18 protein-coding genes are annotated in these 20,420 nt (G+C 62.6%); 5 read left to right on the top strand and 13 right to left on the bottom strand.

What is annotated here, in order from left to right; translation table 11 throughout:
- Nucleotides 1–49 precede the first annotated feature (49 nt).
- On the top strand, nucleotides 50–1,513 hold the full coding sequence (gene lnt / locus IE091_RS07485; protein WP_189463321.1) for an apolipoprotein N-acyltransferase: 1,464 nt from the start codon (nucleotides 50–52) through the stop codon (nucleotides 1,511–1,513).
- A 73-nt stretch (nucleotides 1,514–1,586) separates the two neighbouring features.
- Here the strand turns inward: lnt and phaC are convergent, their stop codons facing one another.
- The 5 genes from phaC to prmB all read right to left on the bottom strand — a co-directional run bounded on the left by phaC (nucleotide 1,587) and on the right by prmB (nucleotide 6,586).
- Nucleotides 1,587–3,440, bottom strand: a complete 1,854-nt coding sequence (gene phaC / locus IE091_RS07480) for a class I poly(R)-hydroxyalkanoic acid synthase (protein ID WP_189463320.1) — start codon at nucleotides 3,438–3,440, stop codon at nucleotides 1,587–1,589.
- A gap of 93 nt (nucleotides 3,441–3,533) precedes the next feature.
- Complete coding sequence (locus IE091_RS07475) at nucleotides 3,534–3,944, bottom strand: phasin family protein (RefSeq protein ID WP_081137536.1); 411 nt, start codon at nucleotides 3,942–3,944, stop codon at nucleotides 3,534–3,536.
- 127 nt (nucleotides 3,945–4,071) lie between these two features.
- Nucleotides 4,072–4,443 carry a DUF6489 family protein gene (locus IE091_RS07470; protein WP_081137535.1) on the bottom strand — a complete coding sequence of 124 codons (372 nt, stop codon included), beginning with the start codon at nucleotides 4,441–4,443 and terminating at the stop codon, nucleotides 4,072–4,074.
- Between the two features lie 60 nt (nucleotides 4,444–4,503).
- The gene (gene aroC / locus IE091_RS07465) at nucleotides 4,504–5,595 is read right to left on the bottom strand and encodes a chorismate synthase (protein ID WP_189463319.1); all 1,092 of its coding nucleotides are present in this window, start codon (nucleotides 5,593–5,595) and stop codon (nucleotides 4,504–4,506) included.
- Nucleotides 5,596–5,608: 13 nt separating this feature from the next.
- Complete coding sequence (gene prmB, locus IE091_RS07460) at nucleotides 5,609–6,586, bottom strand: 50S ribosomal protein L3 N(5)-glutamine methyltransferase (RefSeq protein ID WP_189463318.1); 978 nt, start codon at nucleotides 6,584–6,586, stop codon at nucleotides 5,609–5,611.
- A 124-nt stretch (nucleotides 6,587–6,710) separates the two neighbouring features.
- On the opposite strand from prmB, the gene IE091_RS07455 reads away from it, so the two are divergent.
- Nucleotides 6,711–7,274: a Smr/MutS family protein gene (locus IE091_RS07455; RefSeq protein WP_081137530.1), complete on the top strand. Its 564-nt coding sequence runs from the start codon at nucleotides 6,711–6,713 to the stop codon at nucleotides 7,272–7,274.
- Nucleotide 7,275: 1 nt separating this feature from the next.
- On the opposite strand, the gene IE091_RS07450 is transcribed toward IE091_RS07455, so the two are convergent.
- Nucleotides 7,276–8,292 carry a patatin-like phospholipase family protein gene (locus IE091_RS07450; protein ID WP_170919474.1) on the bottom strand — a complete coding sequence of 339 codons (1,017 nt, stop codon included), beginning with the start codon at nucleotides 8,290–8,292 and terminating at the stop codon, nucleotides 7,276–7,278.
- A 60-nt stretch (nucleotides 8,293–8,352) separates the two neighbouring features.
- Complete coding sequence (locus IE091_RS07445; RefSeq protein ID WP_189463317.1) at nucleotides 8,353–9,237, bottom strand: alpha/beta fold hydrolase; 885 nt, start codon at nucleotides 9,235–9,237, stop codon at nucleotides 8,353–8,355.
- 343 nt (nucleotides 9,238–9,580) lie between these two features.
- Here IE091_RS07445 and IE091_RS07440 point away from each other — a divergent pair, with 343 nt between their 5' ends.
- From IE091_RS07440 to IE091_RS07430, 3 genes are read left to right on the top strand one after another with little or no spacing between them, the layout of a single operon-like run.
- Nucleotides 9,581–10,024, top strand: coding sequence for a LexA family protein (locus IE091_RS07440; RefSeq protein WP_016914453.1), 444 nt, complete (start codon nucleotides 9,581–9,583; stop codon nucleotides 10,022–10,024).
- On the top strand, nucleotides 10,021–11,319 hold the full coding sequence (locus IE091_RS07435) for a Y-family DNA polymerase (protein WP_189463316.1): 1,299 nt from the start codon (nucleotides 10,021–10,023) through the stop codon (nucleotides 11,317–11,319). Before IE091_RS07440 ends, IE091_RS07435 begins: the two co-directional genes overlap by 4 nt.
- 39 nt (nucleotides 11,320–11,358) lie before the next feature.
- The gene (locus IE091_RS07430) at nucleotides 11,359–12,474 is read left to right on the top strand and encodes an LBF_2804 family protein (protein ID WP_189463315.1); all 1,116 of its coding nucleotides are present in this window, start codon (nucleotides 11,359–11,361) and stop codon (nucleotides 12,472–12,474) included.
- Here IE091_RS07430 and IE091_RS07425 read toward each other — a convergent pair.
- The 6 genes from IE091_RS07425 to IE091_RS07400 form a co-directional block, all read right to left on the bottom strand.
- The gene (locus IE091_RS07425) at nucleotides 12,471–13,934 is read right to left on the bottom strand and encodes a sodium-dependent transporter (protein ID WP_144983710.1); all 1,464 of its coding nucleotides are present in this window, start codon (nucleotides 13,932–13,934) and stop codon (nucleotides 12,471–12,473) included. The two genes, IE091_RS07430 and IE091_RS07425, sit on opposite strands and share 4 nt — an antisense overlap.
- 102 nt (nucleotides 13,935–14,036) lie before the next feature.
- Nucleotides 14,037–15,419 carry an L-serine ammonia-lyase gene (locus IE091_RS07420; RefSeq protein WP_189463313.1) on the bottom strand — a complete coding sequence of 461 codons (1,383 nt, stop codon included), beginning with the start codon at nucleotides 15,417–15,419 and terminating at the stop codon, nucleotides 14,037–14,039.
- A 13-nt stretch (nucleotides 15,420–15,432) separates the two neighbouring features.
- Nucleotides 15,433–16,299, bottom strand: a complete 867-nt coding sequence (gene purU, locus IE091_RS07415) for a formyltetrahydrofolate deformylase (RefSeq protein ID WP_189463311.1) — start codon at nucleotides 16,297–16,299, stop codon at nucleotides 15,433–15,435.
- Nucleotides 16,300–16,361: 62 nt separating this feature from the next.
- Nucleotides 16,362–16,994, bottom strand: a complete 633-nt coding sequence (locus IE091_RS07410; RefSeq protein WP_189463309.1) for a sarcosine oxidase subunit gamma — start codon at nucleotides 16,992–16,994, stop codon at nucleotides 16,362–16,364.
- Entirely contained in the window at nucleotides 16,987–20,049 is a 3,063-nt protein-coding gene (locus IE091_RS07405; protein ID WP_189463307.1) for a sarcosine oxidase subunit alpha family protein, read from the bottom strand. Before IE091_RS07405 ends, IE091_RS07410 begins: the two co-directional genes overlap by 8 nt.
- Complete coding sequence (locus tag IE091_RS07400; RefSeq protein ID WP_189463305.1) at nucleotides 20,046–20,387, bottom strand: sarcosine oxidase subunit delta; 342 nt, start codon at nucleotides 20,385–20,387, stop codon at nucleotides 20,046–20,048. The genes IE091_RS07405 and IE091_RS07400 overlap by 4 nt, the downstream gene beginning before the upstream one ends.
- Between the last annotated feature and the right edge of the window lie 33 nt (nucleotides 20,388–20,420).

The following is a 20,420-nucleotide window of genomic DNA, read 5'->3' as shown; positions in this document are numbered from 1 at the left end:
CCGCCACTGGCGCTGCGTTACCGTTGCACCCTGCTGACAGGATATTGCTATGGGGTTGACTCCCACGTTACCACTTCAACTGCTGGCCGCCCTGGTGGCCGGTGGTTTTACCACGCTCACCGCCTCCCCTTTCGAACTCTGGTGGCTGGGGCCTGTCGCCATTGGCCTGCTCTTTCTGGGCCTGCATCAGCTGAGCCCGGCTCAGGCCGCGCTGAAGGGGTGGCTGTACGGGGTGGCACTGTTTGCCAGCGGCACCTCCTGGGTATACGTCTCGATCCATGATTACGGCTATACCGGCATGCCCTTGGCGGTCTTTCTCACCGCGCTGTTCGTGACCGTACTGGCGCTGTTTTTCGCGGGTACGTTCTGGCTCTATCGACGCTTCGTCGGCCCCCGTTGGGCAGTAGTGACCTTCGCCGGTGCCTGGGTACTGGGTGAGGTACTGCGCACCTATCTGTTTACCGGGTTTCCCTGGCTGCTGGTGGGGTCGAGCTACGTCGACTCGCCCCTGGCCAGCTGGGCTCCGGTCGGCGGTGTCTATTGGCTCTCATTGCTGGTCGTTTTGAGCGGCACCCTGGGTGTGGCCTTCCTGCGCCGTCAGTGGTGGGCAGCGCTGCCGCTGGCGGCCATCTGGCTCACGCCTCTGGCACTGCCCCAACACTGGACCACACCGGTGGACGAACCCACTCGCGTGGCCCTGCTTCAGGGCAACCTTCCGCAGCTACTGAAATGGACACCGGAAGGCCAGCGCAGCGCTGCCAACATCTACAGCGACCTGACCCGTCAGGTTGCAGACGATGCCGACCTGATCCTGTGGCCAGAGACCGCCCTGCCCATGATCGATAGTCAGGCGCGCCCGGTGCTGGAGCGCGTGCAAAGCAACCTGCCGCCTGAAACGGCGCTGCTCACCGGCATCGTGCAACTGGACGAGGCCAATCGCTATTTCAACAGTGTGATTGGTGTCGGCAACGTGGAAGGCAGCTATCAGAAAGAGCATCTGGTTCCGTTCGGTGAGTACTTGCCGCTGGAAAGCGTGCTGCGCGGGGCGATCAACTTCTTCGACCTGCCCATGTCCAGCTTTAGCAAGGGGGCCTCTCATCAGGTGCCCATGCAGGCCGCCGGGGTCACCATCGGTAACGCGATCTGTTACGAGATCATCTATCCGCAGCTGGTGGCACGCCGCGCCATGGATAGCGATGTCATCGTCACGGTCTCCAACGACACCTGGTTCGGCGCCTCCATCGGCCCACACCAGCACCTGCAAATGGCGCGCCTGCGTGCGCTGGAAAATGGCCGCTACGTGGTGCGTGCCACCAGCAACGGCATTACCGCCATCATCGACCCCCGCGGCAAGCTCGTCGACCGTGCACCGCAGTTCGAAACCACCTACCTGACCGGCGAGTTCCACGCCATGCAGGGGCTCACGCCCTTTACCCGCATGGGTAGCTGGCCCACCTGGCTGCTGGCAGGCCTGCTGTTGCTGCCTGGGGTTGCACGTCGCCGCGCAGGATAACGCACCTTACCAGCCCTGCCTGCTGCCTGGCCCCCGCATTGACGCCGTTGACCGGCGAGCGGGGGCCTTGCTTTTAGCGGGCCGAGGGAATTTCCCCCAGCACTTCTGGAATGGTCATTTTCACATAGCGTCCTGGGGCGGGCTCGATCACTTTCAGCTCCCCCTCTCCGGGCTGACGGGCCGGCACCATTTTCTTCGGGTCGGCATCCGCGTAGCCGTTCTCCGTCACCCAGGCCTGCCAGTGCGGCCACCAGGAGCCTTCGTTGAAGGTCGCCCCCTGCTGCCATGCATCGTGGGAGTCCGGCAGCTCGTCGTTCGTCCAGTAGCCGTACTTGTTCTTGTGCGGCGGGTTGACGATCCCGGCGATATGCCCGGAGCCCCCTAACACGAAGGTCACTGGCCCCTTGGGCAGCAGCGCACCGTAGTAAGTGCTGTTCCACTTGGCAATGTGGTCTTCCTTGGTCGAGACGAAATAGCTGGGCGCCGAGATCTTGCGCAGGTCGATCTTGACGTCGTCCAGCTCGATGCCACCGGGCTCTACCAGGCGATTTTCCAGATACATGTGGCGCAGGTACCAGGCGTGGGTGCCTGCGGTCAGGTTGGTGCCATCGGTGTTCCAGTAGAGCAGATCGAACGCCGCAGGCACGTCACCTTTCAGGTAGTTGTTGATGTAGAACGACCAGAACAGGTCGTTTTCCCGCAGCAGGTTGAAGGTGTACGCCATGGAGCGACCGTCCAGGTAGCCCTTGAGCTGCATGCTCTGCTCCAGCCCTTGAATGACGCGCTCGTTGAGAAAGACGCCAATGTCGCCCGGATCGCGGAAGTCCTGTAGCGTTGCCATGTAGGTCACCGACTTGACCTTGCGGCCACGACGCGTGCTGGTCAGGTAGGCCACCGTGGACGCCGTGAGCGTCCCACCCACGCAGTAGCTGACCAGGTTGACCGACTTTTCGCCGCAGGCCTGCTCGATGGCCTCCATGGCGCTGATCGGCCCCAGCTGCATGTAGTCGGCCCAGGTGATGTCGCGTTGAGCAGGGCCAGGGTTGCGCCAGGAGATCAGAAACACCGTGTGCCCCTGCTCTACCAGCCACTTGACCAGCGAGTTGTCGTCGCGCAGGTCGAGAATGTAATACTTGTTGATCCATGGTGGCACGATCAACAGCGGCGTCTTGAAGGTTTTCTCTGTGGTCGGGGCGTACTGAATCAGCTGAATCAGCTCGTTTTCGTATACCACAGAGCCCGGCGTCACGGCGATGTTGTCGCCGACCCCGAAGGCGCTGCGGTCGGTCATGCGTACGTTGACCCCTTCGGCCGAGTTGGCCAGGTCTTCGCGCAGGCGGGTCAGGCCGTCCACCAGGTTCTGCCCCTTGGTCTCCAGCGTACGCCGCATGACTTCCGGGTTGGTGGATACGAAGTTGGTGGGCGACATGGCGCTGACCACCTGACGCGCATAGAACGCCAGATTGCGCTTGTGGGTGGGGTCCAGCCCGTTCAGGTCGCCGATCAGCTCCTCGACCATCTGCGAAAACAGCAGGTACTGCTGCATGATCGCCATGTAGTAGGGGTCCTGGCGCCAGGCCTCGTCGCTGAAGCGGCGGTCATGCTTGGGGGGTGTGATCAGCGGCGTGACCTGTTCGCCCGCCATGGCGCGAACGCCCTGCTGCCACAGCAGCCACTGGTCCTGGATCAGCCGCGATTGGGTTTGCCACAGCAGGTTGGGGTTGCTCATCAGCGACTGGGCTGCCGCCTCGAAGCTTTCACGCATGTCACGGTAGACCGAGTCTGCGGCTTCACTGGGCACGATGCGCTGTAGCAGGTCTTCGAGCAGCCCCTTGTACTGCTCGGCGACGTCGTCCAATTGAGCTTTCCAGGCCTCCATTTCCGGCTGGGTTAGCGGTTGAGACGGTATTTTCCACCCTGACTGCATACGAGTTCCCCCTCGCTTGCCGAGCATTGTTCGCTCTGACAGCTCATCCAAAAGAACGCGGCGCCTCATCGGCGCCGCGAACAGTACGTGATATCAGCTCTTGCGTGACGACTGGCTGGTGGCCTTGGCCGAGGACTCGCCTTTCGCGGTTGCCGTGGCCTGTTCGCTCATTTTTTGCCCGGCTTCGCTGAACAGCTTCTCCATTTCTGTCTTGAACTGCAGGGTCATCTCGCCCATGGCGCGGGCATCTTCCTGCATCTGCTGGGAAAGCTCGTTCATCATTTCCGCTTGCCGGGTGCCGAAGTCACGCAGGCTTTCGGCATCGTTGATTTCGGTGGCGCTGCGAATACGCTCGGTCCCCATCTGGCTGTAGCGCTTCATGGCTTCCAGCTGGTACTGGGTCATCTTTTCCATGTTGTTGAGCATCAGCGAGTTCATCTTGCGCATCGGCTCGAACATCTGGCGGGTCTGGGCGCTGAACGCCTCCATCATCTTGTCTTGCATTGTGGTAGCTCCTGTCTCTCATTCCCTGGCATGAGCCTGGAGTGGCTCATTCACATCGCAATAATTGTGCATCGCACAAAGAGTAATCGCTGGCTTGCCGCTTGACAACTCTGCTTTGGCGGCAGCCCTAACCTTTAGCGCGGGTTCGTGACGAAGCGGCTTTCGCCTTGGTGCCTCGACTGCTGGCCGTGCTGGGTGCCTCCTGCTCTTCGCGAGACTGGCTGCTGCTGGTGGCACTGGAACCCGCCTGCCGCAGCATATCCAGCATCATCTGCTGGTAGGTACCGAAGTTGGCCAGCCCCTGCGATAGCCCTTGTTGCATCATCGGCTGCTGCAGGAACGGGCGCATCAGGCTCATGGGGTCGTAACCCTCCACCCCTGACTCCATCTGGCGCTGGATGTTGTCCAGCAGGCTTTGCTGAAACGCCTCGACATCCGGTAGCCCCAGCGAACGCCGAAACTCGTCCGGCGTCAGGTCAAACTCAACGTTGATCTTCATAGGCGACTCCTTGACCGTCATGCTTGAGTGTAGCAGCGAACCCCGAGGCGTACCGTGGCGTTATCGCTGGCCGATGGCCGGTGTATCAACGCTGACATCGGCATTCTGCCCACGGTGGCGCAGCCAGTGGTCCAGCAGCGTCATGGCCATCATGGCTTCGGCAATCGGCGTGGCACGAATGCCCACACAGGGGTCATGACGCCCCTTGGTAATCACCTCCACCGGCTCGCCGTGCACGTCGATCGAGCGGCCCGGCGTGGTGATGCTGGAGGTCGGTTTCAGCGCCAGCCGTGCCACGATGGGCTGGCCACTGGAAATACCGCCCAGCACGCCCCCGGCATGGTTGGAGAGGAACCCCTCAGGGGTCAGCTCATCGCGGTGCTCGCTGCCCCGCTGTGCCACGCAGCCAAAACCGGCGCCAATCTCGATGCCTTTTACCGCATTGATGCTCATCAGACCATGCGCCAGATCAGCATCCAGGCGATCGAACACCGGCTCGCCAAGCCCCACCGGCACGCCTTCCGCAACCACGGTGATCTCTGCCCCCACCGAGTCCTGGTCACGGCGCAGCTGATCCATGTAGCTTTCCAGCTCAGGCACTTTGTCCGGATCGGGGCAGAAGAAGGCATTCTGCTCGACGCTGTCCCAGCCTTTGAAGTCGATCTTGATCGGCCCCAGCTGGCTCATGTAGCCACGAATCTGAATGCCCTGCGCCGCCAGTACTTTTTTGGCTATGGCTCCGGCCGCCACGCGCATGGCGGTTTCACGGGCGCTGGAGCGCCCGCCCCCCCGGTAGTCACGATGCCCATACTTGTGATGGTAGGTGTAGTCGGCATGGGCGGGCCGGAACTGATCCTTGATCTTCGAGTAATCCTTGGAGCGCTGGTCGGTATTCTCGATCAGCAGGCCAATGGAGGTCCCCGTGGTCTTGCCTTCGAACACGCCAGAGAGAATGCGGACCTGATCCGGCTCCTTGCGCTGGGTGGTATGCCGGGAGCTGCCGGGGCGGCGGCGGTCCAGGTCGCCCTGCAGGTCGGCTTCGCTAATCTCGATACCGGGCGGGCAGCCATCGACGATGGCCCCCAGCGCAGGGCCGTGGCTTTCGCCAAAGGTGGTGACGGTAAACAGTTTGCCAAAGGTGTTGCCAGACATGGGCGTTATTTCCTCACGCAAAAGACGCCGCATGGGCGTCGAGTTCAGCGGCGCTCAGGGCAAACACGCCCTGGCCGCCACGCTCGAAGTCAAGCCACATAAAGGGCACGTCGGGGAAAGCGGCCTCTACATGACGGTCGGAGTTGCCCACCTCGACGATCAGCCAGCCGTCGTCGCTCAAATGGCGGCGCGCGTCACGCAGAATACGCCGGACGATATCCAGCCCATCGCTGCCAGCGCCCAGCGCAAGGTCAGGCTCGTGGCGGAATTCGGCGGGCATGGTCGCCAGGTCGCGGGCGTCCACGTAGGGCGGGTTCGAGACGATCAGTTCAAATGTCTGCCCCTGAAGGCCGCTGAACACGTCCGACTCCCAGGCGCGTACCCGGTCACCGACATCGTGACGGGTGATGTTCTGACGCGCCACGGCCAGGGCGTCCTGGCTGATATCCGCCAGCGCGACGTCACAGGTGGGCAGCACCAGCGCCGTGGCGATGCCGATACAGCCGGAGCCGGTACACAGGTCCAGCACCCGAGCGGGGGGCTCTTCGGGGAACCAGGCGGCAAAGCCATCTTCGATCAGCTCGGCAATGGGCGAGCGCGGAATCAGCACGCGCTCGTCTACCGAGAAGGGGTAACCCGCGAAGAAGGCCTCACCCAGCAGGTAGGGCAACGGACGACGAGTGGTGATGCGCTCGCGGGCGAGCTTGATGATGCGCGAACGCTCCATGGGGAGCAGCCGCGCATCGAGCACGGCGGGGTCGACGTTCCAGGGCAAGTGCAGCGCGCCCAGGCTCAGGGCGACCGCTTCGTCCCAAGGGGACTGCGTGCCGTGGCCATAATGCAGGCCCGCCAAGTAGAACTCGCTGGAGACCCAGCGCAGGTAATCGCGCAGCGTTATCAGCTCGTGTGCCAGCGTCGAATCGGGCAGTGAAAGCGTAGAAGTGGACAGCTCTTCGGGGGAGTGCGTGGTCACAGGGGCTCCTGGCAACATGACATCATGGGAGGATTGTACCTTTGACGCCGCTCGGTTCACAGCCACGAGGTTCACAGCGACGCCTGGCTCGCTATACTGTGCATCTTTATCAACGTGTACTTTCACCGATGCCGAGCCGACCATGACGCGACACCTGCCCAACGACGACGATATCAGTGCCTTTCGCCAGGCACTGCAGGAAGCAGGCGTACGCCGTATTGCCACCAACCAGGCGGATCCCGGCAAACCCAAACGGCAGCCCGACAATCGCGAGGCCCGCCGCCGCGCCGCCGTGGAAAGCAACACGCTGCAGGCCAGCGGCCGCACCTCCGACGGGCGTGTCGAAGCCGTGCGCCCCTCCGAGTACCTGGAGTTCAGCGTGCCGGACCTGCCCTGGCGCACCTTCAGCCAGCTCAAACGGGGGCAAACCGCCTGGCAAGCAGGACTCGACCTGCATGGCTACACGCTGGAAGAGGCCCGCCTGGAGCTGGAGAGTTTTCTGGGCGATGCCGCAGCACAGGGGCTGCGCTGCGTGCTGGTGGTACACGGCAAGGCGTGGGGCAGCAGCGCGGATTTCCCTGTCTTGAAGAGCCACACCAACGCCTGGTTGCGAGAGTGGCCTGGCGTGCTGGCATTTTGCTCCGCCACCGACGTGGATGGCGGCACAGGGGCGGTCTATATTCTGCTGCGCAAACGCGGCCAGTAGCTCACTCGGTAGCGTCCGAGGCAATACTGGGCATGCGCCGCTCCAGCGCCTGATCCGCCAGATGGCGCCCCAGGCGAATCAACTCGTTGGCGCGGTGGAACTCATAGGTGCTGCAAACGGTTTTGGGCACTTCGATCAGCACATCCGGCGGATACCCGGCCACCTTGTACTTGGCCAGCGCCGCCTGGGTGATATCGAACGACTCCAGAATCATGTCCAGTTTGCCCCACTCACGCTTGCCGCGCAGGTCGACGGTTTCATCGTCATCGCTCTCTTCTTCACCGCCGCCCAGGCCGCCCCACAGTCGGCGCGTGGTGGCGCGCACTTCGCTCATCCAACCGCCAATGTTGGCCTCTCGCTCGCGCTCCGAGGGGGTCTGCGGCGGGGCAGGCTCGTCACGGGGCAGCAGCTCTTCCAGGGTCACCGGCTGCGGGCTATGGGCCGTCACGTTCACCGCCACCACAAAATCCGCTTCATGGGCGGCCAGAATGGGCATCATCGGCAGCGGGTTGAGCAGCCCGCCATCCACCAGTACCTGCTCGCCCAGGTTCACCGGAGTAATCACGCCAGGCACCGCAATGGAGGCGCGTATGGCGCGTAGCAGCGGGCCATTTTGAAACCACACTTCGCGCTGGCGTACCAGATCGGTGGCCACCGTGGTCACGGGGATCGGCAGATCCTCGATCAGTACGTCACCCACCAGCTCTTCCAGCTTGCTCATGACCTTGTTGGCCCGCATGGCCCCCATGGGGCTCCAGGTCACATCGACCAGCTTCAGCACGTCCAGATAGTCGAGATGGCACACCCAATCCCGGTACTGAGGCAGCTTGCCCGATGCGTAGATACCGCCAATCAGAGCGCCCATGGAACAGCCCGCTATCGAGATGATCTCGAAGCCCCGCGCTTCCAGCGCCTCGATCACACCGATATGCGCATAGCCTCTGGCACCACCGCTGCCCAGCACCAGGGCCACCTTGTTTCCCTCACCCAGCGCTCTCCCTGCCAACAGACTCACCACGGCACACCCTCCTTCTTATTTTTCACCGCTTTATTTTTCACCGCTCTACTCTTCACCACTCTATTTTTCACCACTGGGGCTACGGCAAATCACCTCGGCGACCTGGGCCACGGCCTGCGGCTCCAGATGAAGATGGTGCCCTCCCGCCAGCACATGGCGAGTGAGGCGGGGAACCGCCTGCCGAGCGGCCGCCGCCCACTGGCGCTCGCCGAGAATACCGCGCTCTCCTTCTATCAATAGCACGGGGGCTTGAATCTCTGCCAGTGTGGCCAGCACCTGCTGCGGCGTCAGGCGGACCAGGGAAGGCTTCAGCAGGCGGCTGTCGGTACGCATGGCGACCTTGCCATCCGCCGTGGCCTGGGTGTTACGTTCGACCAGCGGCCTGGCCGTGATGGCATCCAGCGGCGTCACGCCGCCTGCCACTCGGGCGGCAACGGCCTGTTCGATATCCGCATACCGGGGCGTGCGCGAAGCGACGCGGCGGTGGGCGGTGAGGCCCTTGCGCAGCTGGCTGGCCGTCTCCTCTGCGGGCGTATTCAGTGCCCCCAGGCCATCCAGCAGCACCAGCCGTGCGACACGCTCGGGCAGCGCCGCTGCCAGCAGGCAGGAGACCGCCGCCCCCATCGAGTGCGCCAGCAACGTGGCCTGCTCGATCTCCAGCGCCTCCATGGCATCCAGCACATCGTGAAGGTAGTCCCACAGCGCATAGTCGCTGCCGAAGGGCGTATGGGCCGAGTGGCCGTGCCCGCGAAAATCGAGGGCAACGATACGAATGTTCAGTCGCTTGACCAACAAGGGAGCCAGCCGCGAGAAGCTCGCCGCGTTATCCAGCCAGCCGTGCAGGGCGACCCATACCGGGGCATCGTGGCGCCCCCAGCTCAGGGCCGCCAGGCGCCCATTGGCCAACGACAGCGGCGTACTGCCGCTAAACTCGGAACCTTTCATCAGCCCTCTCTCTTCACGAAAAACCCTGCGCCAGATGACGCTTCGAGCACCAAACGTTACCATGCCTGGCACAGCCTATGCGCTGCTTTCGAGCGGCCTATGGTGGGCCACCCTTTCATATCTTCTGGAGACAACCCGATGAAACCTCGTCGCGACACCCGCGCTCGCAATCTCGTGTTCTGGATCACGGTCATCAGTGCGCTGGTGGTTGGCCTCTGGCTGGCCCGTTAGCCTCCTCGTACCCTTACCTTCGCCCCGGCACCTTGCATTTTTTTCCGCATGAATGAATACTGGCTATAAATACTGTATATAAACACACCATTCATTCGTGAGGAGCCCGACGATGCCGTCTCAACCCACTGCCGTTGCGACCGCCTTGCCGTCAACGCCCTTGCCTCTTCCGTTTGCCTCGCTGAGTGGTCGCGCGGGTTTTAGCGGCTTTCCTTCCCCCGCGCAGGATTACGAGCCGCGCACGCTGGACCTCAACACGCGGCTGATCAAGCACCCGACACAGACGTTCTACCTCACCGCCCGCGGCGACAGCATGGAGGGGTGGGGCATCTTCGACGGCGACCTGCTGGTGGTAGACCGCAGCGTGCCGCCTCGGCTGGGCCACATCGTGGTCGCCCTGTTCGATCAGGAGCTGTTGATCAAGCGCTACGCGCTGTATCGCGGTACGCCGCATTTGTGCTCGTCTCACCCGCACTACCCTCCGCTGCCGCTGGAAGAGGCCGAGTGCCAGCTATGGGGGGTAGTGCGCGCCGTCATTCATGAGTATTTGCCATGATCGGCCTAGTGGATGCCAACAACTTTTACGTTTCCTGCGAGCGGGTATTCCAGCCCACGCTGGAAGGCAAGGCCGTGGGCGTCATGTCCAATAACGACGGCTGCGTGATTGCGCGCTCTGCCGAGCTGAAAGCCATGGGCATTGCCATGGGGACGCCAGCGTTCCAGCTGGAAGGGCTGCGGCGTCGGGGCCAGATCCATTTGTGCTCCTCCAACTACGAGCTGTACGGCGACATGTCGGCGCGGTTGGCACAGCTGCTGCGTGAAGCCTGCCCAGAGGTCGCCCCCTACTCCATCGATGAGATGTTCATTTACCTGGATGGCTTCGATGACGCCCAATGCCAGGCCATGGGCGTGGCGCTACGCCGCCGTGTTCGCCGTTACCTGGGATTGCCCGTCTGCGTTGGGCTGGCGGCCACGCATACGCTGGCCAAGCTGGCCAATCACGTGGCCAAGCAGCAGTCCCACTATCAAGGGGTATGCCTGCTGGCTGCCCACACCGCCACCACCCAGGCACTGCTCAAACAGCTTCCGGTGAGCGAGGTATGGGGAGTCGGCCGACGGCTTGCCGAGCAGCTCGCCGTGAGCGGTATTCGTACCGCCTGGCAGCTGCGCGAGAGCGACCCCAAGCAGTTGCGCAAGCGCTTTTCGGTAGTGTTGGCGCGCACCGCCCTCGAGCTGCGCGGCACGCCCTGCCTGGAGATGAACGCCGTCGAACAGCCCCGCCAACGCATCATGACCTCGCGCTCTTTCGGGCGTGCCACGGGGCGCAAGGAGGAGCTGCACGATGCATTGCGCCAGCACGCCCAGCGCAGCGCCGAGAAACTGCGCCAGCAGGGTAGTCTGGCCCGTGCGGTGCTGATGTTTCTGACCACCAGCCGCCATCGCAAGGACCTGCCCCAGCTGGCCCCCCGCGCCATGATTCCCCTCGATGCCCCCACCGACGACACGCGGCTCATTCTGCAGGCCGTCAAGGAAGGGATGGAGCAGATGTACCGCCCCGGCTATGTGTTCATGAAAGCAGGCGTCATGCTGGTGGACCTGGTAGACGCCCAGCAGTACCAGCTCTCGCTGCTGGCACCGCCTGCCAAGGCGCACCCCCACGTGATGCGGGCGGTGGATGCCATCAACCAGCGGATGGGGCAAGGCACCATCCACTTTGGCATGCGCGACCCGGACGCCGCCTGGCAGCTGCGCTGCGGGCACCGTTCACGCCGCTACACCACGCGTTGGAACGAGTTGCTGGAAGCCGGTACCCACCCGGGAGCCATCGCGGCGTTTACTTCTCACCGATAGCCGCTAGGCTAGTGATTCCGTACGCCAAAAGTTTGCCTTATGTCCTATCAACGACCTGATGACGAGTATGCGCCCAGCCCGGACGTGGCCCATCGCTGGGCGAGCCGCTACATCACGGGCTACCTGCAACGCCATCCTGCCCATTCGGCCCCTGACGCTGCAGCAGTGCAGAAGGCACGCCGCTGGATCATCGTGTGGGCCGCGCTGGCAGGTATCGTCTCGGGCACCTTGATAGGTGGAGCGGAGTGGTGGATGCGGGCACACGCCGTCGACAACTGGGAAGCGTTGGGGTGGCAGGCACAGCTTCCCTACTGGGCAGGCTACATGCTGTTTGCTGGCGTCGTCACCGTGCTGGAAATCGGCTTTCTCTACTGGAACTCCCTGCGCGGCGTGGCGCAGGTCAGCCGCCTGGCAGGCTTGCCCTACCCCAGCGCCGCCCCGATGCCGCCCGCCGTGCAGCTGACCATCCACGGCGTATCCAGAACCGCACTGGAGTACCCCAGCGCAGGCCACCGGATTTACGGGGTCGACCCCCACGCGTACCTGCACGGCTGGAAGCTGACCTGCCGAGCCATTCTTTACCGCTTGAAGGTGAGCCTGAGCAGCTTTGTGCTGCGTTTGGTCATGCGCCGCCTGCTGGGCCGCCTGACGCTGCGTGGCATGCTCCCCCTGCTGTCTGGGCCGCTCTACGCCGTCTGGAATGGCTGGATTGCGGCACGCATCACCCAGGATGCCTACCTGCAAGCGCGCGGGCCTGCGCTGGTCGAGCAGATGATGGAAGCGTTATCCGGACACGATGCCGATATCCGCGCCCTGGTCGCCCAGGGCGTGGGAGAACTGATCATGCGCAACCAGCACCCGCACCCCAACCTGGTGCTCCTGCTGGCTCGACTGCTGGACAGCCAGCCGGAACCGCCCGGCACGCTGCAGGTCGATTGGCCGGCGACCTTGCGTGCTTATGCGCAGTTGACCGGCCAGCCGCAACAGGCGGTGTTGGCGGCCCTGAGCCAGGCCACGCTGTTGAGCGGCCCTTTGCGAGGCGCCCGCCAGCGCTTTCTTGGCGACGTATTCGCTACCTGCCAGACGCCGCTGCCCCACCGCCAGCTCAACGACCTTCAGCGCCGCCTGAACACCGGGCAGGATTGGCCCTCTTAGGCAGCTTTCAGGGCCTTGCGCAAGCGTGGGCTCAAGGTTTCACCCGCTGCCATCATGGCCACCAGGATCGCCAGCAGCCACGGCCAGTGCTGGGCAAACGAGACCTGATAGAGGCCCAGGGCATCGACGAAGATGACCAGGATGCCCAGCGGGCTGACATAACGCACCATGGTCAGCCACAGCGTATAGGGCAGCGGAGCCAGCCCCAGCTCGTCGCGGAACGTCTCGCTCTTGAGCACGAACCCGGCCAGCAGCACCATGCCCAACCCGCCCAACGGCATCATCCAACGGGACGTCAGGTAGTCCAGCCAGTCGAAGAAGTGCCTGCCCGCCAGCGTCCAGTCAGCGCCCAGATTGAACGACAGCATCGCCAGCGTGCTGATCAGCCACAGCACGATCCCGGTGGACCAGGCGGCCACCGGACGCGTGATACCCTTGTTGTCGCACAGCCAGGAAACGGTGGCTTCGACCATCGAGATGGACGAGGTCAGTGCCGCCATGGAGAGCATCAAAAAGAACAGAATACCGAACAGGGTGCCCAAGGGCATGGCCTGGAAAGCCAGCGGCAGGCTCATGAAAATCAGTCCTGGCCCTTCGCCAGGATTCATGCCGTTGGCAAAGATCACCGGGAAGATCGCCAGCCCGGCCATCAGCGCCACCACGGTATCGGCCAGCGCCACGCTGACAGTGGTGCGTCCGATGGAGGCCCCTTTGGGGAGATAGCTGCCGTAGGTGAGAATGGCCCCCGAGGCCAGCGACAGCGTAAAGAAGGCGTGCCCCAGCGCCGCCAGCATACCGGCACTGGACAGGCTGCCCGCATTGAACGAGAACAGGAAGCGGACGGCGTCGCCAAAGCCACCGGAAAACACGCCAAACACGATCAGCAGCACCAGCATCAGCACCAGGCCCGGCATCATCCAGCTGACGCTCTTCTCGATCCCCTCCTGTACGCCCTTGCCCACGATCAGCATGGTCAACAGCGTCACCAGCGTGCTCCAGCCGCCCAGCACCCACGGGTTGGCGTTATTGGCCGCAAAGATCGCCGCCATGTCATCGACGCTGCTGCCCGCCAGACCACCGGAGAGCATCTTCCACAAGTAGGAGAAGGACCACCCGGCCACCACCACATAAAACGACAGAACCATGAACCCGCACAGCATGGCCATCCAGCCGATCAACGACCAGCCGGAGGAGCGCCCCGATTCGCTGACCACCCGGCGAATGGCATCGATGGGGCTACCGCGACCACGACGACCAAAAGCGATCTCGGTCATCATCACGGGCACCCCGACGGCCAGGATGCAGGCCAGATAGACCAGCACGAAAGCGCCACCACCGTACTCCCCGGTGATATAGGGGAATTTCCAGATATTGCCCAAGCCTACCGCCGAGCCGGTAGCTGCCAACACAAAGCCCCAGCGACCCAGCCACTGAATACGCGGTTGTCCAGAAGACGCCATGCCCTTCTACCCTGTCAGAAAAAAGCGCCTATCCTAGAGGATTTTGCCCTCGAAGCCCACGCATCTCTGGGCCACGCCAGTGCTTTTTTACCGGGCAGAGTGTCAACACTCGATGGCGTTCACCGCCAACCCGCCCTTGGACGTTTCCTTGTACTTGTCCAGCATGTCCTTGCCGGTGTCGCGCATGGTACGAATCACCTTGTCCAGCGAGATGAAGTGCGTGCCATCCCCCCGCAAGGCCATCTGCGCGGCATTGATGGCCTTGACCGTGGCAATGGCATTGCGCTCGATGCAAGGGACCTGCACCAACCCTCCCACCGGATCACAGGTCAACCCCAGGTTGTGTTCCAGACCAATTTCCGCGGCATGTTCCACCTGCTCGGGGGAGCCGCCCATGACATCGGCCAAACCAGCGGCGGCCATGGCACACGCCGAGCCCACCTCGCCCTGGCAGCCCACCTCGGCCCCGGAAATGGAGGCGTTTTTCTTGCACAGGATGCCAATGGCGCCTGCCGCCAGCAGAAAGTCCACCACCTGTTTCTCGCAGGCACCGGGCTGGAACTTCATGTAATAGTGCAAGACCGCCGGGATGATGCCCGCCGCGCCGTTGGTGGGTGCCGTCACCATGCGCCCGCCTGCGGCGTTCTCTTCGTTGACGGCCAAGGCAAAAATATTCACCCACTCCATGGCGGAAAACGTCGAGGCGATCAGACAGCTATTCTGTTCCGCCACCTGCAGGCGCTGGTACAGCAGCTTGGCCCTACGTTTGACGTTGAGCCCGCCCGGCAATATGCCCTCGTGGGTCAGCCCGTTGTCGATGCATTCGCACATGACCTGCCAGATACGCCACAGTTCATGTCTGATCTCGTCTTCTGTGCGCCAGACTTTTTCGTTTTCCAGCATGAGCTGGCTGACGCTCAGCCGCTCTCGTTTGCAGAGCGCCAGCAGCTCGTCGGCGGTGTCGAAGTTGTAAGGAAGGGTCGTTCCGTCCAGCTCGTCCAGCGGCATGTCCACCTGGGCCTGCTCGACGACGAAACCACCGCCCACCGAGTAATAGGTGTTGTCGTGGACGCGCTCCCCCTGGTGGGTGAAGGTGGCCAAGGTCATGGCATTGGGGTGGTGCGGCAGGCTCTCCTCGTGGAAAACGATGTCGTTGGCCCAATCGAAGGCGATCTCTTTCTGCCGCCCCAGGGTAAGCACCCCCGTTGCCTTGAGGTGCGCAATGGCTGGCCCTATCGTTCGGGGGTCGATGCGGTCGGGCCGCTCCCCCAAAAGTCCCATGATGATCGCGTGGTCGGTGGCATGGCCCACGCCAGTGGCCGACAGCGAACCGTATAGATGTACCTCAAGGCGCTCCACGGCATGCAGCAGACCGTTTTCCTGCAAGGCGCTCACATACTTGAAGGCAGCCTGCATGGGCCCTACGGTATGCGAGCTGGAAGGCCCTACTCCAATCTTGAAAAGGTCAAAGACACTGATAGGCATGATGTCACTCGCATCAGTTGGCGAACACGACCGTACGACCTGCGTAAAAGAACACGCGGCGTTCCAGATGATGGCTAATGGCTCTTGCCAGGGTCAGGCACTCGATATCCCGCCCTTTCGCCACCAGATCCTCGGGGTAATGGGTATGGTCGACGGGTTCCACTCCCTGGGCGATGATCGGCCCTTCATCCAGGTCGTTGTTGATATAGTGGGCCGTGGCACCCACCAGTTTGACCCCCTTCTCGTAAGCCTGGTGATACGGTTTGGCGCCTTTGAAGCCTGGCAGCAGCGAGTGGTGAATATTGATGGCTCGGCCAGCCAACAGCTCACACATGGAGGGTGAAAGCACCTGCATGTATCGGGCCAGCACCACCAGTTCAGCGTTGGTTTCCGCGATGATGTCGCGTATCTGCGCTTCCTGCTGCAGTTTCGTCTCGGGCGTGATCGGCAGGTAGTGATAGGGCAAACCATGCCAGGTGGCCAACGGCTCCAGGTCAGGATGATTCGACACTACCGCTTTGATATCCAGCGGCAGCTGACCCGTACGATACCGATAGAGAAGGTCGTTCAAGCAGTGATCGGCTTTGGAGACGAGAATCACCGCCCCGGTACGCTTGCCCGGCGCCGTCAATTCGAACTGCATATCGAACTCACTGGCCCGCGCTGAAAAATCGCGCTGGAAGTTCGCTTCATGAAAGACATCCCGCTCCGGGCGAAACTCGGCCCGTATGAAAAAACGGCCGCCCAGTCGATCGTCAAACGAGTTGAGTTCCGTAATATAGCACTGCTGCTCTTTCAAAAAGCGGGTCACCACATCCACGGTGCCCAAACGGCTGGGGCATTGGGCGGCAAGAATCCAGGTATCACTCATTCGGCTCATGGCACATATATCTCTCATCGCGGCAGATGATGGCGGCCGAAACAGGGGTTCGGCCTGCCTGCTTATTGTTCTACGTTGACGCCATACTCTGCGGCGGCATCCAGCAACCAGCGATAGCAGTAGTCGGCAAAGCTGCGCCGCACCACCAACTCCCAGCGGGCATCGCTGGGGCGGCGCAGGATGGTCGTTGCCTTGGCAAAGACGGTGGTAACGCCCTTGCCTACCGGAAAATGGCTGGGGTGCACATCGTAAACGACCGTTTTCATCAGCAGTTCACGGGCCGCATCGCCAGAAATCTCCAGCACCGTTTGCCCACCACTGACATCGCTGATGGCGTAATGGGCATCCCCCAGCCGTTCACGCAGCGCCATCTCCAAGGGAAACTCCTCCCCTCCGGGGACGATCACCAGCCACTCATCCGGAGAGAGCCACTGAATGGAGCGCTCGCCGCTGTCGTCCTGCACCAGCGTTTGCGGCTGGCCTGGCAGGTTGAGCCCCAGCACCTCACGTACGGCTTCGTCGAGTACGATGGCCCCACCGCGCAAAATCAGATGCCCCAGCATGGCCCGCTCGCGCAATTTGAGGCGGTAAGACTGGCCGCCAGGCGCTCCACTGCGTCGGTAGCTGTACGCCAAGGGCGACTCTACCGGGATAGCGGAATCGGTACGGGTATCGAAAGTGGCCGCGTTAGACATTCTGGCGCTCTCCCTTGGGATCGTAGAAAACAGTGCTGACAATCTCGGCTTCATGGGTTTGGCCATCGGCCATGGGCAAGTAGACCGTTTCACCCATTCTCTTGTGTCCACCCTTGACCACTGCCAGGGCAAACCCGGCATTCAAAGTGGGGCTGTAGTAGCTGGAGGTGACATGCCCCACCATGGGCATGGGGATCGCATGCTGGGGGTCCAGCACGATCTGGGCGCCCTCTTCCAGCACCACGTTGGGGTCTTTCGGCCTGAGTCCTACCAGCTGCTTGCGGTCCTCACGACGAGTATCGCTGCGCGTCAGAGCCCGCTTGCCAATCCACGAGAAGGGCTTGTCATAGCCAACGCACCAATGCATGCCTAAGTCTTCCGGGGTCACGGAGCCATCGGTTTCCTGGCCCACGATGATAAAGCCCTTTTCGGCGCGCAGAACGTGCATGGTCTCGGTGCCATAGGGCGTCAAACCGTACTTCTCACCATGCTTGAACAGGGCCTGCCAGACATGCATGGCATAGTTGGCCTGAACGTTGATCTCGAAGGTCAGCTCGCCGGTGAAGGAGATGCGAAAGACCCGCGCAGGCACCCCCGCCACCGTCCCGGCGCGCCATTCCATGAACTTGAAGTCATCGCGGTCCAGGTCGATATCGGTGATTTCGGAAAGCAGCTTGCGCGACTCCGGCCCGGTGATGGTCATCGTGGCCCAGTGGTCGGTCACCGAGGTAAAGTAGACATCCAGCTCGGGCCACTCGGTCTGATGCCATAGCTCCAGCCACTCCAGGATCGCGGCAGCGCCACCGGTCGTGGTGGTCATCAGGAAGTGGTTCTCGGCCAGACAGCTGGTGACGCCATCGTCGGTGACCATGCCGTCGTCCTTGCACATCAGCCCGTAGCGGCACTTGCCCACCGCCAGTTTTTCCCACTTGTTGGTATACACCCGTGCCAGGAACTCACGCGCGTCCGGCCCCTGGATATCGATCTTGCCCAGGGTCGAGGCATCGAGAATCCCGACCTTTTCACGCACCGCCAGACACTCACGCGCCACGGCCTCCGCCATACTCTCGCGTTCGCCATTGACGGCCCCTGCGCGTTCTTGTGGGTAGTACCAGGGGCGCTTCCACTGGCCGACATCCTCGAACTCGGCGCCACGCTCCACGTGCCACTGATGCAGCGCGGTGTAGCGCTCGGGGTCGAACAGGTCACGACAGTGGCGACCGACGATGGCACCGAAGGTAACCGGCGTGTAGTTGGGACGGAAGACGGTGGTGCCCACCTCGGGAATGGAGCGCCCCAGACAGCGGGCCGCAATCGCCATCCCGTTGATGTTTCCCAGCTTGCCCTGATCGGTACCAAAGCCCATGGCGGTGTAGCGCTTGACGTGCTCGATGGACTCGAAGCCCTCCTGAGTCGCCAGCTCGATGCCCGCCGCCGTCACATCGTTCTGCAAGTCCACGAACTGCTTGGGGGCCCGCAGCGTGGATTTCTCATGGGGTACCTGAAAGAGCGCCACCGACGGCCCCTGCTTGATCGGCTCAACGCTGGGAATATTCACTGGCTGGGTGTCATACCCAAGCGCCGCCGCGGCCTTGACCCCCGCCTCGACACCGTTGCCAAGGACATCACCCAAGGCATAGACCCCCTGGGCACCGCCGCAGGCTTGCACGCCCTTCACCAGATTCGGCACAAAACCGAGGATATCGTCACGCCAGGTAGGCCGTGCGCCGGTGTGGGATGCTAGGTGAATCACCGGGCTATAGCCCCCCGAGCTTGCGATGGTATCGCAGGCCAGTTCCTGAACCGGCCCGCTTACGCGGAAAGCGTCGATATCGATGCTGGCAACGCGAGCCGCCTTGACCCGCTGACTGCCCTTCGCCTCGATCACGGCACTGCCGGTGATGATCTGGATACCCTGAGCACGGGCAGCATCGACCCAGTCGCCTGCTGGCGCTTTACGAGCATCCACGATCGCCACAACCTCGCAGCCGGCTTCCTTCCAGTCCAGCGCGGCTCGATAGCCGACGTCGTTGCTGGTGGAGAGCACCAGGCGACGGCCGGGCACCACACCATAGCGGCGGATGTAAGTCGACACGGCACCGGCCAGCAGGTTACCCGGCACGTCGTTGCCTGCGTACACCAAAGGCCGCTCGTGGGCACCCGTGGCGAGAATGACCTGACCCGCGCGCACGCGGTGCATGCGGGAACGCACCGGCCGATGCCCCTGGACCACTGGCGCGGTGTCTCCCAGATGTTCGGTGCGCCGCTCGTGCAGTGTCACGAAGTTATGATCGTGGTAACCGTTTGCCGTGGTGCGTGGCAACAGAGTGACATTGTCGCACCCGGCCAGCTCATCCAGCACCTGTGCCGCCCACTGATCGGCAGGCTTGCCATTCAGTGTTTCACGGCTATCCAGCAACGAGCCGCCCATTTCCTCCTGCTCGTCGGCCACGATTACGCGTGCACCGCTGCGTGCCGCCGCCAGCGCTGCCGACAGGCCCGCAGGCCCCGCGCCCACCACCAGCACGTCACAATGCTGGTTGATGTGGTCGTAGCTATCTGGGTCGTTTTCCATGGGGCTACGCCCCAGGCCCGCTGCTTTACGAATATATTTCTCGTAGGTCAGCCACATCGAGGCGGGCGCCATGAACGTCTTGTAGTAGAAGCCTGGCGGCATGAACTGCCCGCCGAGCTTGCCTACCAGCCCCATCAGGTCACGCTGAACATTGGGCCAGCCATTGGTACTGCGCGCCGTCAAACCTTCGAATAGCGCCTGCTGGGTGGCGCGCACGTTGGGGACCTGGGCCGCTTCGCTGGCGCCCAGCTGCACGATGGCATTGGGCTCTTCGGCCCCCGCCGCCACGATGCCTCGCGGGCGCGAGTACTTGAAGCTACGGTTGACGATATCCACACCGTTGGCCAGCAGGGCCGAGGCCAGCGTATCGCCAGGATGGCCTTGATAGGCCTGGCCATTGAACGTGAAATTCAGCGTGCGGGAGCGATCGATACGCCCGCCAATATCAAGGCGGTAAACTTGCTGCGTGGACTGGCTCATGCCCGCACTCCTTCCTGATGGCTGACCGCAGAGGCCTCGCGCGCCTGCGTGTGACGATCGGACGTGATCGACGGGCGCTCGCCCATTTTGTACGTTTCGAGAATTTCGTAGCTCACCGTGTGCCGCGTCACGTTGAAGAACTTGCGGCAGCCCACCGCGTGAACCCACATTTCATGGTGTACGCCGCGCGGGTTGTCCCGAAAGAAGAGGTAGTCGCCCCACTCTTCGTCGCTACACGCCTCGGGGTCCTTGGGACGCTCGATATGCGCCTGCCCCTTGGGGTGGAACTCTTCTTCTTCACGATGCTCGCCACAATAAGGGCAGTAGATATAGAACATGCGACTTCTCCTCTCTTGCAAACCCCGGCTTTT

This window comes from Vreelandella hamiltonii (genome assembly GCF_014651775.1).
In the GTDB taxonomy this organism is placed as follows: Bacteria; Pseudomonadota; Gammaproteobacteria; order Pseudomonadales; family Halomonadaceae; genus Vreelandella; species Vreelandella hamiltonii.
This window is presented reverse-complemented; position numbering and strand designations above follow the sequence as displayed.